Here is a 13736-nt window from a genome sequence, read left to right as displayed (position 1 = left end):
GCCAGCACCGTATTGCGTGGGCCGACCGTGCTGTCGTACCGCCGTGCCACAGTGAGGGTGTGTCGGACGACTAGAGACAGGGAGCCACATGGCAGCGGAGACCGCGGGAACCAATTCGAAGCCCAAGCTGACCACCCGATTCGACGACGCGCTCGCGTACGCCTCGGATCTGCACCGCACGCAGGAGCGCAAGGGCAGCGGCATCCCGTACGTCGGTCACCTGCTGTCGGTGGCGAGTCTCGTGATCGAGGGCGGTGGCACGGAGGATCAGGCAATCGCCGCGCTGCTGCACGACGCGGTCGAAGACCAGGGCGGCGCCCCAACGCTGGCCGTCATCCGCGAGCGGTTTGGCGACGACGTCGCCCGCATCGTCGAGGAGTGCAGCGACACCGACGAGGTGCCCAAGCCGCCGTGGAAGCCGCGCAAGCAGCAGTACGTCGACCACCTGGCGTACGCGTCGAAGGAGACGATCCTCGTCTCGCTGGCCGACAAGCTCGACAACGCTCGCGCCATCCTGCGCGACTATCGCACCGACGGCTCCGCGCTCTGGGAGCGGTTCAGCCAGAACGACCCGAAGGAACACCTCTGGTACTACCGGTCGCTGCTGAACATCTACCAGCGAGCGGACGGCACCTGGCTGGTCGGCGAACTCGAACGCGTGCTCGACGAACTCGAGGAATTGATCAACGCCGCAGAGGCGTAGCGCGGCCAGTCGGGGGTTCGGTGATGGCGAGCGGCGACCTCAGCCGCCGCTGGCGAACTCAGTGGGCAGACCGTCGATGCCGGCGCGAATGGCCTTGAGCGCCTCGTCGCGGGCCTTGAGCTTGCTGGCTCGATGCGCCTTGACGTGCAGGGTGGCGGCGAACTCGGCAGCGACCTCCTGGGCACGCGACAGGACGTTGCCTTCGTCGACGATCTCGTCGAGCCAGCCGGCTGCCACGGCGGTGTCACCGGAGAATGTGGTGGCCAGCGCCACCGCGCGCTGAAATGCGGCACGAGTCAGCCGCATCCGCATGATCTCGATCGCCGAGATGGGCAGCACCATGCCGATGGCGACTTCGTTGGCTTGGCAGCGGGACCGCGGCGATCCGATCCGGTGGTCACCGCTGAGCAGCAGGAAGGAGCCCATGGCGATGGCGGGGCCGGTGGCCGCGATGACGACGGGAACCGGGAACGTCAGCAGCCGGATGGACAGCTCGAATCCACCGGACAGCATGCCCAGCGCGGCGGCCGCGTCGCCCGAGTTGAACACCGACAGGTCGAACCCGGCGCTGAGCACCCGTGAGTTCCCGGCGATGACGATCGCCTTGATCTCGCCGTCCGCCGCTGCCTTCTCGGCACGGTCGAGTGCCTCGTTCACGTGCTGCTGCATCGTGGGGGACAGCACGTTGACCTTGCCGTCGTCGAGCGTGATCGTCACTACGGATTCGGTGCGCTCATACGTGACCGGGGTGCTCATCGACTCTCCCTGCTCGTTGGATGTTCGCCGCCGATGTTACTGAGGCGCCGTGGCCGTCCATCGGGCGCGGCGCTCAGCGTGCGTTCACCCGGTGCCGGCCGGCGTCTCCATTGTTGATCCACGGGAAGTCGAGTTCAGTCGTCTTGTCCAGTTGCGTTGTGCGCCAGCGATCTTGCGTTTCCTCAACCGCCTGCTTCATCCGTTCGATCTCGGCGCGGAACACGTCGGGCCGAGTCTCCTTCGACGCGTAGTGGAAGTAGGTGAGGACGTTGCGCAACAGTTCGAGCTTCTGCTTCTCGCGCTTCGCCAGGTCGTGGGACGTGAGCAGTTCGAGGCGCTGCACGGGCTGCAGGGTCGCCCAGTCCAGGCAGACCTTCGACTCGAACGTCTGCCGCGTCTTCCACGCCCGCGTCTTCTTGCCGCCGTCCGGACGGGGCCGGTCCGAGTACGTCACCGTGCCGTCGAAGCGTGACCGGATGGAGCCGCCGAGTTCCTCGCGGCTGATCGCCGAATCCCACACCGTTCGCCATTCCTGCCCGGGTGCGAGGAGTGGCAGTTCGCTGGGCAGCTCCAGTTCGGTGACTTCAGGCCGTCCGTCGTGGGGGTGGTCCTCGTACACCGCGACCGTCGGATGGTGGGCGAAGTCGAAGCGGACGTCATGGGCGGCCGTCTGGCCGAAGTTGCGGACCACCAGCTCGATCACGTGCCAGTCGGAGGGGTGCGGCTCCATGAACATGGCGACCTGTGGGCGGATTCGTTCGGTCTTGAGCTGCCGATTCTTGGTGAATTGCCGATGCGTGAAGATCACCACGGCGATACCGAACAGCAGTGCTGCCCACGCGGCGACGGCGAGCCACCCCTGCGATCCCAGGCTGGTTACGTCGGCCCAACTGATGGTCATCGGAGTCCCCATTGCCTTCGCGTGATCTTGGAATTCGCTCAGGACACTACTGCTTCGCTGGCGGCTTCGTAAACCGGTGGCGGAGGTGTTTGCTGTGAGTTCGCCCGGGGAGGGGCTTGGCCGGTTGGCCCGCGAGCAGCGCCTGCCCCGCGGGATCGCACGACGGACCGCTATCCGGCCGTCGCCCACCCCCGGCTCACGGGGTCTTGAGCAGTGGCGAGCCAGACCCGCCTTCGACCTTCTCGACCACGTGCGGACCTCCAGCTTCGCGGGCCCTGGCATGGGTTCGAAAACCCAGGAGGTACGTGCGCGGCGCGTCGGTACCCATCGTGGTCGGTGTCAATTACTCTGTGTGAGAGGGCAGTTCGAGTATTCTGGCGAGATCGGCCACCTCGCGTCGAAGGGCGGTCCGAGCGTCGCCCACGGCGGTGAGGTAGGCAGGTTCCGGGATCGACTCCGTCTGAGCGTCGAGCGCTGCAGCGTCTCGTGCGATGTCGTCGAGTCGTGGTGCGTTGTCGCGCACGGTTTCGAGGTGGAACCCTCCATCGCGGGTGAGCAAGCGTTCGGGGGAGACGTCCTTCGCCAACGCAACGGCCGGGCCCAGAACCCGTTCGGTCAGACCGAGCATCACGTCGGACATCTGCCGTTCGGTGTCCAACGGACTGCCCACCCAGGGGACGGCGGCTGCGATGCTCCACGACACCGAATGAGCGGAGCGATGGGCGTTCTCGGCGTTGGTCTGCGCTCGCTCGACCCACTCGGCGGCGGCGGCCGTGTCGCCTGCGGTGAGGGCATCCTTGGCGTGAACCACGCTCTCCTGGGCCGCGGCGAGATGGGACGTCGCTTCCGTGGCCTGGTAGACGAGACCCACGGTGAACGCGCCGATGGCCAGCAGCAGTGCCGCGAACGCCAATGCCCACTTCGGCCGGCGCGAGACGGAGGCCGACACGCGCCGGGGCTCGTCGCAGTTGCCTGATGTTTCAGCAATCCTCGACATCGGCCCCCCAGCCCGCCCCCCGGCGTGTCGCCTTCAGCGTCACAGACGGCATCTGCGCTGTCAACGGACGTTCGGGTGTTGGGTCGACGCGAGGATCGGACCCGGATCGTGTCGCCGGGTGCGATTTTCAGCGAAGGTTCAGTTCCGGAACTCCGTCGCCAATCAGGTCAGGACGAGATACAGCACCACGGCGAGGATCACCAGCAGGATGCCCGCCAGGCCCAGCCAGACGAGCCGGGCGCGCCCGGCGCCAGAGTTGGCGGGAGCGTTCGAAATGGCGGGCGCCGGACTCTCGCTGGGCTCGTGCCAGGTGACCTGCGGTTGCTGATGCGACTGCCCGTACGCCGCGTGCGTCGCCTGGGCGACGGGAGGCGGACTGGTGAACGCAGACGGCTCGGGGACCTCCGGTGCCGACGGCGGCTCGGGTGTGGCCGGTGCCTGTGCTTCGCCGGTCACCTCCGGGGACGGTGGCGGGGCGGGTGGTGTCTCGAACGAGCCCGAGGAGATGGACTCGAACGGTGGTGGCTCGAACGTCTCGAACGTCGGCAGTTCGAATCGTTCGGGTTCCGCGGGATGCGCCGCGTGCCCGGTCGACTCCGTGTCGTCGGGTTCGGGATGCCGGCCGGCCGGCGTCGGCGGTGTCGTCATCGCAGGGTCCTCCCCGTCACGCGTCTGTCAAGACGCTGCGAATCGGGACACTAGCGCAGGGTCTGATCTGCGGCCATTCACGAGGGGGCCGGGACGAGGCGTCAGGCACCCATCACGGTTCGCCATTGGCCGAGGTCGGTGGCCCGGTAGACGTAGTTCGTCTGCCGCACGTCGGACAGTGCGGCGCTCGGTTCGGCCGAATACCAGTGGCCGGGGAACACGGTCGGGTCGCCCGGCAGCTTGGCCAGCGCCTGAAGGCTGCGGAACATGTCGTCGACGTTGCCGCCGGGGAAGTCGGTGCGCCCGCAGCCCTCGAGGAACAGGGTGTCGCCCGCGATGAGCCTGCCGTCGAGCAGGAAGCACTGGCTGCCGGGGGTGTGGCCGGGGGTGTGCAGCAGTTCGATCTCGACGTCGCCGATGGCCACCTTGTCGCCGTGTTCGTGAGCGGTGAGGTCGCCCAGCGGGATGCCGGTGATGCGCGAGACCCAGTCCGCCTCGTGGGTGTTGACGTGGACCGGCAGCTCGACGCGCTCCAGGAGTTCGGCCAGTCCCTTCAACTCGAAGCCCATCATCGACCCGCCGACGTGGTCGGGGTGGTGGTGGGTGACCAGGACGCCGGACAGCCGCATGCCGTCGTTCTCGGCGATGTCGGCCAGCTCGTTGGCCGCGTAGGCCGGATCGACCACGAGGCACTCGCCGGTGTCGCGGTCACCGATGAGGTAGGAGAAGTTGCGCATCTGCTGGGCGATCATGTCGCCGGCCGCGAAGTCGCGTCCGGACAGCAGCTGCCGGAAGTACAGCCGGTCGTCCTCGTTCGGTGTAGAGCCCGCGGGACTCGGGACCCCTGGATTCGCCATGCCGACAGACTATTGCCGAGCGTCGGGAACTCAGGCGGGGTGTTCGGTGTTGAAGTCTTCGGCACCGCTGCGAGGTGGGCTAACGATCGGCGGTTTGGCGAGCGAATCGGCGAGACTGTACCCTCTTTAAGGCCCTCGACATGGACTCGATCCACGCCGTAGGCCACGCCCCCTTAGCTCAGTCGGTAGAGCGTTTCCATGGTAAGGAAAAGGTCAACGGTTCGATTCCGTTAGGGGGCTCGGCGGGATACCGGGCGAGCGGAGCTTGGCTGGTCAGTCGGCCTGGCATGGCGGTGTAGCTCAGCTGGTTAGAGCGCACGACTCATAATCGTGAGGTCGGGGGATCGAGTCCCCCCACCGCTACAAGTAGTGACCGAGTTTCATCGAGCACCATTGAACTAGAGACATTGAAAGAGGCACTGACGTGGCGTCGAGTACCGACGTACGGCCCAAGATCACCTTGGCCTGCGAGGTGTGCAAGCACCGTAACTACATCACCAAGAAGAACCGTCGGAACGACCCCGACCGGCTCGAGATCAAGAAGTTCTGCCCGAACTGCGGCCATCACCAGCCGCACAAGGAATCGCGCTGACGGTCGACCCGTGGGCCAAGCCCAGGGTCTGACCGGTTAGGTTCACTAACTGTGGCTTTGTCTTCGAGCATCGTCGGTAAGCACTTCCGCTATCCCGATCACTACGAGGTGGGGCGCGAGAAGGTTCGCGAGTACGCGATCGCGGTCAAGAACGACGATCCTGCGTTCTACGACGACGCCGCTGCCGCCGAACTCGGCTACAGCGCGATCCCTGCGCCGCTGACCTTCATCTCGGTCTTCGGCTACACGGCGCAGACGGCGTTCTTCGCCGACGCCAACATCGGCATCAAGGACGCCAAGATCGTCCAGGTCGACCAGGAGTTCAAGTTCCTGCGGCCGATCCACGCGGGCGACAAGTTGTACTGCGACGTCTCCGTGCACGCCGTTCGGCAGGCGCACGGCACCGACCTCATCGTGTTGAAGAGCGTCATCACGAACGAGGCCGGAGACGCCGTGCAGGAGTCTTATACGACCCTCGCGGGTCGTTCTGGTGAAACGGGAGAAGAGGGTTTCGACGATGGCGCTGCGTGAGTTCGATTCAGTGAAGGTGGGCGACCAGCTGCCCGAGAGGGTCATCCCCCTGACCCGTGGGGACCTGGTGAACTACGCCGGCGTGTCCGGCGACCTGAACCCCATCCACTGGGACGACGAGATCGCCAAGCAGGTCGGCCTCGACACCGCGATCGCCCACGGCATGCTGACCATGGGTCTCGGTGGCGGCTACGTCACCTCATGGGTCGGAGACCCCGCCGCGGTCACCGAGTACAACGTCCGCTTCACGGCCGTCGTCCCCGTCCCGAACGACGGTGTCGGCGCCGAAATCGTGTTCAACGGCCGGGTGAAGTCCGTCGACCCGGAGTCGAAGTCGATCGCGATTGCCATCTCCGCCACCACCGGTGGAAAGAAGATCTTCGGTCGCGCGGTGGCCACGGCGAAGCTGGCGTAAGCAGTGGCTCTCAAGAAGGACATCCGCGGGATGGTGTGGCGCTATCCCGACACGTTCGTCGTGGGCCGCGAGCAGGTTCGTCAGTACGCCAAGGCCGTCAAGGCGAACGATCCGGCGTCGATCGACGAGGACGCGGCTGCCGACCTGGGCCACGACACGCTGATCGCACCGCTCACCTTTGCGTCGATCTTCGCGATCATGATCCAGAACCACTTCTTCCAGCACGTCGACGTCGGGCTGGAGACGCTGCAGATCATTCAGGTCGACCAGAAGTTCCTGTTCCACCGGCCGATCAAGGTCGGCGACGCGCTGACCGGAACGATGCACATCGAGTCGGTCGACGAGCGGTTCGGCGCCGACATCGTGGTCACCCGCAACGTGTGCGCCGAGGAAGATGGAACGGTCGTCATGGAGGCGTTCACGACGCTGATGGGCCACGAGGGTGACAACTCGGTGTCGATGAAGTGGGACGCGGAGTCCGGCCAGGTCATCCGCACAGCGGCCGTGAGCGCGCCGAAAGCGGATTAGTAAGTCGTAGATGGGCCGATGTACACTCGGTCCTCGGGGTTTAGCCCAATCCAGCGCGCTGTCCGCCGGTCGCGTATCGACCGATCGGGGAGCGCGCGAATTGTGTGAGACCACGGACGCCGGTTGGCCTGCCAACCGCGAAGGGGCGTAGCTCAACTGGCAGAGCAGCGGTCTCCAAAACCGCAGGTTGCAGGTTCAAGTCCTGTCGCCCCTGCTCAATTGAATACTCGACAGGCGTGGACACTGGAAGGTGACCACCCGATGAACACGAAATCCAATAGAGGGAGCATGCGGTGAGCGACGAGCGCGACAGTGCCGGCTCCGCAGGCGACGGCACCGACGAGACCGCCAACGCTGACAGCGGCAAGACCGCCGTGGTGACCCCGCAGCGGCCGACCGGCAAGCGGACGCGGCGCGAGGTCACGGGTGACACCACGCCCGCCACCGAGACTGGCACGACCAAGAACGGTGACGGCAAGAAGCCGAAGACCACGAAGAAGGACGGCCCGGGGCGCAACCCCATCGCGTTCGTCTTCAACTACCTGAAGCAGGTCGTCGCCGAGCTCCGCAAGGTGATCTGGCCGAACCGCAAGCAGATGGTCAGCTACACCACCGTCGTGCTGGTCTTCCTGGCCTTCATGGTGGCGCTCATCTTCGGAGTCGACACCGGCTTCGCCAGGCTCATCGGCCTGATGTTCGGCTGACCAAGCCGGCCGCGTGATGAGCTGAAGAAACTTAGAGAGGACTGACAACAGTGACGAGCTTCGAAGGGGACACACCCGCGGGTGTGTCCGAGGCGCGCGTGGCGTCCGCCGACCCGGCGACCGTGATCGCCGACGAGGCTGCCGAGTCGCTGGAGCAGTCGACCGTCGAGGCCGTCGAAGGCGCTGCCGACGAGGTGCCGGCCGAGGTCGTCGACGAGCCTGCCTCGGACGACGAGCCCGCGGCCGCAGTGGAGGACGAGGTCGACGAGGACGAGGATCCCGCCGTCACACTCAAGAAGGACCTGCGCAGGCGCCCCGGCAACTGGTACGTGATCCACTCCTACGCCGGTTACGAGAACAAGGTGAAGGCCAACCTCGAGACCCGCGTGCAGAACCTGGACGTCGGTGACTACATCTTCCAGGTCGAGGTTCCGACCGAAGAGGTCACCGAGATCAAGAACGGCCAGCGCAAGCAGGTCAATCGCAAGGTGCTGCCCGGCTACATCCTGGTGCGCATGGAGCTGACCGACGAGTCGTGGTCCGCGGTGCGCAACACCCCGGGTGTGACCGGCTTCGTCGGCGCCACCTCGAAGCCCTCACCGCTGTCGCTCGACGACGTCGTGAAGTTCCTGCTGCCCCCGGCCGCGGCGAAGAAGCCCGGCAAGGCCGCGTCGACGTCCGCCGCCGCCTCGTCCGAGGCGACGCTCGAGCGTCCCGAGATCCTCGTCGACTTCGAGGTCGGCGAGTCGGTCACCGTCATGGACGGCCCGTTCGCGACGCTGCCCGCCTCCATCAGCGAGGTCAACGCCGAGCAGCAGAAGCTCAAGGTGCTGGTGTCGATCTTCGGTCGTGAGACACCCGTCGAGCTGACGTTCACCCAGGTCGCCAAGATCTAACCGGCGCCCGGCCCCAAGAGAAGACCCCAGAAGAAGAGAAGGAACACCACAGCATGCCCAAGAAGAAGAAGGTCACTGGGCTGATCAAGCTGCAGATCCAGGCCGGTGCGGCCAACCCCGCACCGCCCGTTGGTCCCGCGCTCGGCCAGCACGGCGTCAACATCATGGAGTTCTGCAAGGCGTACAACGCGGCGACCGAGTCGCAGCGCGGCAACGTCATCCCCGTGGAGATCACCGTCTACGAGGACCGCACCTTCACGTTCACGCTGAAGACTCCGCCTGCCGCCAAGCTGCTGCTCAAGGCAGCCGGTGTGCAGAAGGGCTCCGGCGAGCCGCACAAGACCAAGGTCGCCACGGTGACCTGGGATCAGGTGCGCGAGATCGCGGAGACCAAGAAGGAAGACCTCAACGCCAACGACATCGATCAGGCTGCCAAGATCATCGCCGGCACGGCGCGATCCATGGGTATCACGGTCAAGTAGTAGGCGGAACCCGTTGAGATTGCGCTGAGGGTCGTGAATCACCGTCCCGCACAGCCCTACGTGCAATCTCAACACCAGCAGTACCCGAGAAGTCGTGGGAGGGCCAGCTCCGGCCCGCCAACCACAACCAACGAAAACCGATTGGACATTCGATGAGCAAGACGAGCAAGGCATACCGCGAAGCCGCCGAGAAGGTGGACCGCGACAATCTGTACACGCCTCTGCAGGCCGCCAAGCTGGCCAAGGAGACGTCGTCGAAGAAGCAGGACGCCACCGTCGAGGTCGCGATCCGCCTCGGCGTCGATCCCCGCAAGGCAGACCAGATGGTCCGCGGCACCGTCAACCTGCCGCACGGCACCGGCAAGACCGCCAAGGTGATCGTGTTCGCCGTGGGTGACAAGGCCGAGGCCGCTCTGGCCGCCGGCGCCGACGAGGTGGGCAGCGACGACCTGATCGAGAAGATCCAGGGTGGCTTCCTCGACTTCGACGCCGCGATCGCGACGCCGGATCAGATGGCCAAGGTCGGCCGCATCGCCCGCATCCTGGGCCCGCGTGGCCTGATGCCCAACCCGAAGACCGGCACGGTGACCCCGGACGTCACCAAGGCGGTTCAGGACATCAAGGGCGGCAAGATCAACTTCCGCGTCGACAAGCAGGCCAACCTGCACTTCGTGATCGGCAAGGCCTCGTTCGAGGAGACCAAGCTTGCCGAGAACTACGGCGCAGCGCTCGACGAGATCCTCCGCGCCAAGCCGGCGTCGTCGAAGGGCCGGTACCTGAAGAAGGTCACCGTCTCGACGACCACCGGCCCGGGCATCCCGGTCGATCCGGCGGTCACCCGCAACTTCGCGGAGGCGTAGGCCGCCAGGCCGCAGCCGACCAGACTGCCGCGGAGGCATGACCTTTCTGCGTCTCGACGCACCGAACCCCCGCCACGCTCGCGTGGCGGGGGTTCTGCGTATGGGGGCGTCAATCGCGGCGCAGTTGAATCGTGGTCACGAACGCGCGGTGGTCGGTACCCGGGAGTTCGAGGGTGTGCGCCGAGGTCGCCGTGCAGTCGCGGGTCAGGACGTGGTCGATGCCCATGAACGACGGGATGCGACGGTTCGCGGGGTACGTGCGAACGAAGCCGGCGCCGGCCTGCTCCGCGGCGTCGCGGTACCCGTTCGCGAGCAGATCGCGGAATGGCTGCATGTCGGTGGTGGCGTTGAAGTCTCCGCCGACCAGGATGGCGCCCCCGTCCGCGTGATCGGCGACGTCGGCGAGGGTGGCAGGAAAGTCTGCGAGGTCCTTCTTCCAGTCGTCGATGGGCTGCGGCCAGGGTGCGGCCAGGTGCACCGATAAAAGGGTGGTGTCGCGGGCGACGCCGTCGACGCGGATGCGCGCGCTCACCATTGGGAGGGCATGGCGACCGATCCTTTCCTGCTGCGTGATCGGGTGGCGACTGTAGAGACCGATGCCCGTGGCCTCCGGCCGGGCATCGAGGAACTCGTAGGGGAAGATCTGCCGGATCCCTGCCGCCGCCAGGCCGTCGGCGGCTTCCTGGGTGAATTCCTGGACCATCACGACGTCGGCCTGCTCGTCGGCTGCACGAACGATCGCGACCGGGTCTGCGCGGCCGTAGAGCATGTTGATGGTCATGGCGCGCAGTGCAACGTGGTCCGCGAGGGGATCGGCGCGAACGAACCATGGCACCTGCGGGGCCACGAGTGCGGCCGAGACGACGGCGGCGACCACCGCGAACACCCAGCGGTGGCCCCACGCGAGCAGTGCGACGGCGAGCGGTCCGGCCGCAATGAGATACGGCGACGCGACGACGAGGTACAGCACGGGATGGCTGGGTATGGGGGTGTACCGGACGGTGAGCGCGACGGCGGCGATGACGACGAATGCGAAGCCCAGGATTGTGGCCAGTAGGCGAGCGTTGCTCAAGCTTCCCCTTCGGTGGGTGGTGTCGGCATTGCGAGTATCCCGAATGCGGCTGGGAGGTGGTGTGTTGCAGACTCGGAGCGTGACCATGCCCGTCAGGTGGAGCTTGAGCGTATTGGGCGTAGTGTGCGCCGCGATGATCAGTGTGCCGCCGGCTGGAGCCGAACCTCCGCCCGTGTCGCCGCAGGCGCGTGCTGCGGGCTTGGTCGACGTGCGCACGGTCGTCCCCGACGCCCGCATCGACCTGCGGTACGCGACGACGAACAACTTCGTCGGCGTCGCGTTGTACCCGGCCGACGCGCGGTGCCTGGTGCACGAGTCGCTCGCAGGTGGTCTCGAGATCGCGGCCTCGAAATTCCGCGAGCAGGGCCTGCGACTCGTGTTCTGGGATTGCTACCGACCGCACGACGTCCAGGTGCGGATGTTCGAGGCGGTGCCGAACCCGAACTGGGTGGCCCGCCCCACTGAGTTCGTGCGCAGCCACGAGGCGGGGCGCTCGGTGGACGTCACGCTCACCGACGGGCACTACGGCTGGCTGGTGGACATGGGCACGGACTTCGACGACTTCTCGCCGCGGAGCCTGGCGTATGCGACCGAGGACGTGACGCCGGAACAGCAGGCGAACCGCGAGGTGCTCCGAAAGGGCATGGAGGCAGGCAGGTTCGCGGTGTACCCCGGTGAGTGGTGGCACTTCGACGGACCGGGCGCGAAGGAGCCGCGGCCGATCCTCGACGTGCCGGTGGCGTGACCGCCGCTGCTACATCGCCGGCGCGGCGACCGGGGGCATGCCGTGGCAGCTCTTGAAGGTGGCACGACTCCCGCAGAAGCATGGATCCGTCCGCGGGACCGGCAGCATGTAGACGCGACCCTCCTCGATGATGGTCATCGCCTGCCGCAGCGTGGTGTCAGGAGCGGGTGTGCCGCGGTAAGTCCTCCAAGCAATCGACACCGCGAGCGTGCCCAGCAGCATCGCCAGCTTCGCCGACTCCGTGTGGTTCGCGTGGAAGCGCAGCCAGACGGCTACCTCGATGCTGTGGGCGCCTGCGGCCTTCGCGAGTATCGCCGTGGTCGGCCGACCCGTTCGAAGCTCATCGTGCAAAACCCGTTGCAGTGCAACGAGTTCCGCTAGTGCCATGCGTTCGAGTGCCGCTACCAGCTGCTCGTCGTCTCGGTTCGAAAACATGTATCCCCCAATACATGAAGCCGCGCCCCCAGCGCGGGTCAACCGATGATCCCAGCGGTCTTCGTCGGTCGCAATAGTGAACGGGCTAGTTCCTCGGCTGTCAGCCGGCCTTCCGCAGATCAGCACCGATGCAGAAGTGCATCGATTCGCCAAACGGGTGATCGCAGATGGAGCAGGCGCCGTCGTCGTCATTCACGAGCGGCTTCGATCCGCGGCCCGCGAAGATCCACGACGTCAACCATCCGACCGACGATTCGCGGAGTCGTACCAACATGTGTTCCCCCCAGAACGATCGAGCCGCGATGGCAGCTCCATGTCCACGACGGTAGAGGACGCGTCCGACAAACGAATCGGGGGAAACCCTCGTCGTCTATCGCAGAGCGCCATCCAAGGGTCTCAACCACCACACTCCACCAACCGCCGCGCCAGGAACGCCCGTGCCGGCTCCGGCCCGTTCAGTCGAAGCGCAGCCCGATACGCCTCGGCTGCCTCGGTGAACCGGCCCGATCGCCTCAGCAGATCTGCGCGAATTGCGGCTGACGACGACGATCGTGCGAGGCGCGGATCACCGGCCACTTCGTCGAGCGCGCGCAGTCCTGCCCGGTAGCCATCCCGGAATCCGATCGCCAACGCGCGGTTCGCCTCTGCGATAGGCGAACCCGTCAGGTCCACCACGCGGTCATACGCCTTGCAGATCAAACCCCAGTCGGTGTCGTTCCACGTCGGCGCCGTCGCGTGCGCGGCTGCGATCACTGCCTGCGGCAGGTAGGTGCCCGCCGCACCCTCGGCTCGGCGCAGGCGGCTCAGCCCGCGGGTGATCCGTCCGCGGTCCCAGCGAGTGCGGTCCTGTTCGTCCAGGGGCACCAGTGCACCGGTGGCGTCCACACGCGTCGCGCGACGTGAGTCATGTAGCAACACGAGTGCCGAGAGTGCCTGCGCATCCTCGGCGTCCGGCATCAGTGCGCACACCTCGTCGGCCAGCCGCACGCCTTCGTCGCACAGGTCGTCACGAATCGCCGACGGACCGGCCGTCGACCAGTAGCCCTCGGTGAAGACCGAGTAGATGCACGCCAGGACATGCGGGGTGCGCTGGGGCAGCAGGTCGACGGGAGGCACGCGCAGCGGTATGCGTGCGCCTCGGATCTTGCCCTTGGCCCGCGAGATTCGGCGCGCGACGGCATCTTCGGACTGCAGCAGTGCGCGGGCGATCTCGGGCACCGTGAGCCCCGAGATCAGGCGAAGCGTCAGCGCCAGCTGGGACGCCGGCTCCAAGGCCGGGTGCGCGCAGGTGAACATCATCCGCAGTTCGTCATCGCGGACGGGGCGCACCTCTGCCGAGTCCATCGTCGCCCAGCTTTCGTAGAGGGCCGCTTCGACCTCCCTGCGCGGCCTCGCCGACTCCCGTCGCATCCGGTCCAGTGCACGGTTGCGCGCCACACTGATCACCCACGCACCAGGCCGCTCGGGTAGGCCGTCGCGCGGCCAGGTCCGCGAAGCCTCGGCAAAGGCCTCCTGGACGGCGTCCTCGGCAATGCCGAGGTCGCCCGACCACCGGGCGATCGACGCAACGGCCGGTCCCCACTCGCGCCGGAAGACGCCTTCCAGGTCGGTCAT

The 13736-nt window shown here is 66.5% G+C and carries 18 protein-coding genes and 3 tRNA genes; 13 read left to right on the top strand and 8 right to left on the bottom strand.

The window, feature by feature from the left end:
* Positions 1–88: 88 nt before the first annotated feature.
* On the top strand, positions 89–703 hold the full coding sequence (locus LOK44_RS11180) for an HD domain-containing protein (RefSeq protein WP_237570040.1): 615 nt from the start codon (positions 89–91) through the stop codon (positions 701–703).
* A 39-nt stretch (positions 704–742) separates the two neighbouring features.
* Here LOK44_RS11180 and LOK44_RS11175 read toward each other — a convergent pair whose 3' ends face one another.
* From LOK44_RS11175 to LOK44_RS11155, 5 genes are all read right to left on the bottom strand, one after another.
* Entirely contained in the window at positions 743–1459 is a 717-nt protein-coding gene (locus LOK44_RS11175) for a crotonase/enoyl-CoA hydratase family protein (RefSeq protein WP_237570039.1), read from the bottom strand.
* A 73-nt stretch (positions 1460–1532) separates the two neighbouring features.
* Positions 1533–2360: a DUF8453 domain-containing protein gene (locus LOK44_RS11170; RefSeq protein ID WP_372481222.1), complete on the bottom strand. Its 828-nt coding sequence runs from the start codon at positions 2358–2360 to the stop codon at positions 1533–1535.
* A gap of 343 nt (positions 2361–2703) precedes the next feature.
* Positions 2704–3309 (bottom strand): hypothetical protein, encoded by a 606-nt coding sequence (locus LOK44_RS11165; RefSeq protein WP_237570037.1) that lies wholly within the window; start codon positions 3307–3309, stop codon positions 2704–2706.
* A gap of 210 nt (positions 3310–3519) precedes the next feature.
* A complete protein-coding gene (locus LOK44_RS11160) occupies positions 3520–4005 on the bottom strand; it encodes a hypothetical protein (RefSeq protein WP_237570036.1) in 486 nt (161 codons plus the stop codon).
* A gap of 101 nt (positions 4006–4106) precedes the next feature.
* Entirely contained in the window at positions 4107–4862 is a 756-nt protein-coding gene (locus LOK44_RS11155; RefSeq protein WP_237570035.1) for an MBL fold metallo-hydrolase, read from the bottom strand.
* A gap of 167 nt (positions 4863–5029) precedes the next feature.
* Here LOK44_RS11155 and LOK44_RS11150 point away from each other — a divergent pair.
* The 11 genes from LOK44_RS11150 (at position 5030) to rplA (ending at position 9870) form a co-directional block, all read left to right on the top strand.
* Positions 5030–5102: transfer RNA gene (locus tag LOK44_RS11150), tRNA-Thr, on the top strand.
* Between the two features lie 49 nt (positions 5103–5151).
* Positions 5152–5225 (top strand) — tRNA-Met (locus LOK44_RS11145).
* Between the two features lie 61 nt (positions 5226–5286).
* Entirely contained in the window at positions 5287–5454 is a 168-nt protein-coding gene (gene rpmG / locus LOK44_RS11140; RefSeq protein WP_023985310.1) for a 50S ribosomal protein L33, read from the top strand.
* Between the two features lie 51 nt (positions 5455–5505).
* Positions 5506–5985, top strand: coding sequence for a (3R)-hydroxyacyl-ACP dehydratase subunit HadA (gene hadA, locus LOK44_RS11135; RefSeq protein ID WP_237570034.1), 480 nt, complete (start codon positions 5506–5508; stop codon positions 5983–5985).
* The gene (hadB, locus tag LOK44_RS11130; RefSeq protein WP_237570033.1) at positions 5972–6400 is read left to right on the top strand and encodes a (3R)-hydroxyacyl-ACP dehydratase subunit HadB; all 429 of its coding nucleotides are present in this window, start codon (positions 5972–5974) and stop codon (positions 6398–6400) included. The genes hadA and hadB overlap by 14 nt, the downstream gene beginning before the upstream one ends.
* A 3-nt stretch (positions 6401–6403) precedes the next feature.
* Complete coding sequence (gene hadC, locus LOK44_RS11125) at positions 6404–6928, top strand: (3R)-hydroxyacyl-ACP dehydratase subunit HadC (protein ID WP_237570032.1); 525 nt, start codon at positions 6404–6406, stop codon at positions 6926–6928.
* A gap of 141 nt (positions 6929–7069) precedes the next feature.
* A tRNA-Trp gene (locus LOK44_RS11120) sits at positions 7070–7142 on the top strand.
* A gap of 79 nt (positions 7143–7221) precedes the next feature.
* Positions 7222–7632: a preprotein translocase subunit SecE gene (gene secE / locus LOK44_RS11115; protein WP_237570031.1), complete on the top strand. Its 411-nt coding sequence runs from the start codon at positions 7222–7224 to the stop codon at positions 7630–7632.
* 50 nt (positions 7633–7682) lie between these two features.
* Entirely contained in the window at positions 7683–8528 is an 846-nt protein-coding gene (gene nusG / locus LOK44_RS11110; RefSeq protein ID WP_237570030.1) for a transcription termination/antitermination protein NusG, read from the top strand.
* A 53-nt stretch (positions 8529–8581) separates the two neighbouring features.
* Positions 8582–9010, top strand: coding sequence for a 50S ribosomal protein L11 (rplK, locus tag LOK44_RS11105; RefSeq protein WP_237570029.1), 429 nt, complete (start codon positions 8582–8584; stop codon positions 9008–9010).
* A 152-nt stretch (positions 9011–9162) separates the two neighbouring features.
* Entirely contained in the window at positions 9163–9870 is a 708-nt protein-coding gene (rplA, locus tag LOK44_RS11100) for a 50S ribosomal protein L1 (protein ID WP_237570028.1), read from the top strand.
* A 109-nt stretch (positions 9871–9979) separates the two neighbouring features.
* Here the strand turns inward: rplA and LOK44_RS11095 are convergent, their stop codons facing one another.
* The gene (locus tag LOK44_RS11095; RefSeq protein WP_237570027.1) at positions 9980–10942 is read right to left on the bottom strand and encodes an endonuclease/exonuclease/phosphatase family protein; all 963 of its coding nucleotides are present in this window, start codon (positions 10940–10942) and stop codon (positions 9980–9982) included.
* Positions 10943–11027: 85 nt separating this feature from the next.
* On the opposite strand from LOK44_RS11095, the gene LOK44_RS11090 reads away from it, so the two are divergent.
* On the top strand, positions 11028–11687 hold the full coding sequence (locus tag LOK44_RS11090) for a M15 family metallopeptidase (RefSeq protein WP_237570586.1): 660 nt from the start codon (positions 11028–11030) through the stop codon (positions 11685–11687).
* Positions 11688–11696: 9 nt separating this feature from the next.
* Here the strand turns inward: LOK44_RS11090 and LOK44_RS11085 are convergent, their stop codons facing one another.
* Entirely contained in the window at positions 11697–12122 is a 426-nt protein-coding gene (locus LOK44_RS11085; RefSeq protein WP_237570026.1) for an SEC-C domain-containing protein, read from the bottom strand.
* A 396-nt stretch (positions 12123–12518) separates the two neighbouring features.
* Complete coding sequence (locus LOK44_RS11080; RefSeq protein ID WP_237570025.1) at positions 12519–13736, bottom strand: RNA polymerase sigma factor; 1218 nt, start codon at positions 13734–13736, stop codon at positions 12519–12521.

This window comes from Mycolicibacterium lacusdiani, from assembly GCF_021916785.1.
Classification (GTDB): domain Bacteria; phylum Actinomycetota; class Actinomycetes; order Mycobacteriales; family Mycobacteriaceae; genus Mycobacterium; species Mycobacterium lacusdiani.
Note: the sequence above shows the minus strand (reverse complement) of the source record. Positions and strands in the feature narration are given on the sequence as shown.

What these genes read in the sequence shown, in the direction of transcription:
- LOK44_RS11180 (WP_237570040.1), top strand. Translation starts at nt 89, where the DNA reads ATGGCAGCGGAGACCGCGGGAACCAATTCGAAGCCCAAGCTGACCACC.
- LOK44_RS11175 (WP_237570039.1), bottom strand. Translation starts at nt 1,459, where the DNA reads ATGAGCACCCCGGTCACGTATGAGCGCACCGAATCCGTAGTGACGATC.
- LOK44_RS11170 (WP_372481222.1), bottom strand. Translation starts at nt 2,360, where the DNA reads ATGACCATCAGTTGGGCCGACGTAACCAGCCTGGGATCGCAGGGGTGG.
- LOK44_RS11160 (WP_237570036.1), bottom strand. Translation starts at nt 4,005, where the DNA reads ATGACGACACCGCCGACGCCGGCCGGCCGGCATCCCGAACCCGACGAC.
- LOK44_RS11155 (WP_237570035.1), bottom strand. Translation starts at nt 4,862, where the DNA reads ATGGCGAATCCAGGGGTCCCGAGTCCCGCGGGCTCTACACCGAACGAG.
- hadB (WP_237570033.1), top strand. Translation starts at nt 5,972, where the DNA reads ATGGCGCTGCGTGAGTTCGATTCAGTGAAGGTGGGCGACCAGCTGCCC.
- rplK (WP_237570029.1), top strand. Translation starts at nt 8,582, where the DNA reads ATGCCCAAGAAGAAGAAGGTCACTGGGCTGATCAAGCTGCAGATCCAG.
- rplA (WP_237570028.1), top strand. Translation starts at nt 9,163, where the DNA reads ATGAGCAAGACGAGCAAGGCATACCGCGAAGCCGCCGAGAAGGTGGAC.
- LOK44_RS11090 (WP_237570586.1), top strand. Translation starts at nt 11,028, where the DNA reads ATGCCCGTCAGGTGGAGCTTGAGCGTATTGGGCGTAGTGTGCGCCGCG.
- LOK44_RS11085 (WP_237570026.1), bottom strand. Translation starts at nt 12,122, where the DNA reads ATGTTTTCGAACCGAGACGACGAGCAGCTGGTAGCGGCACTCGAACGC.
- LOK44_RS11080 (WP_237570025.1), bottom strand. Translation starts at nt 13,736, where the DNA reads ATGACCGACCTGGAAGGCGTCTTCCGGCGCGAGTGGGGACCGGCCGTT.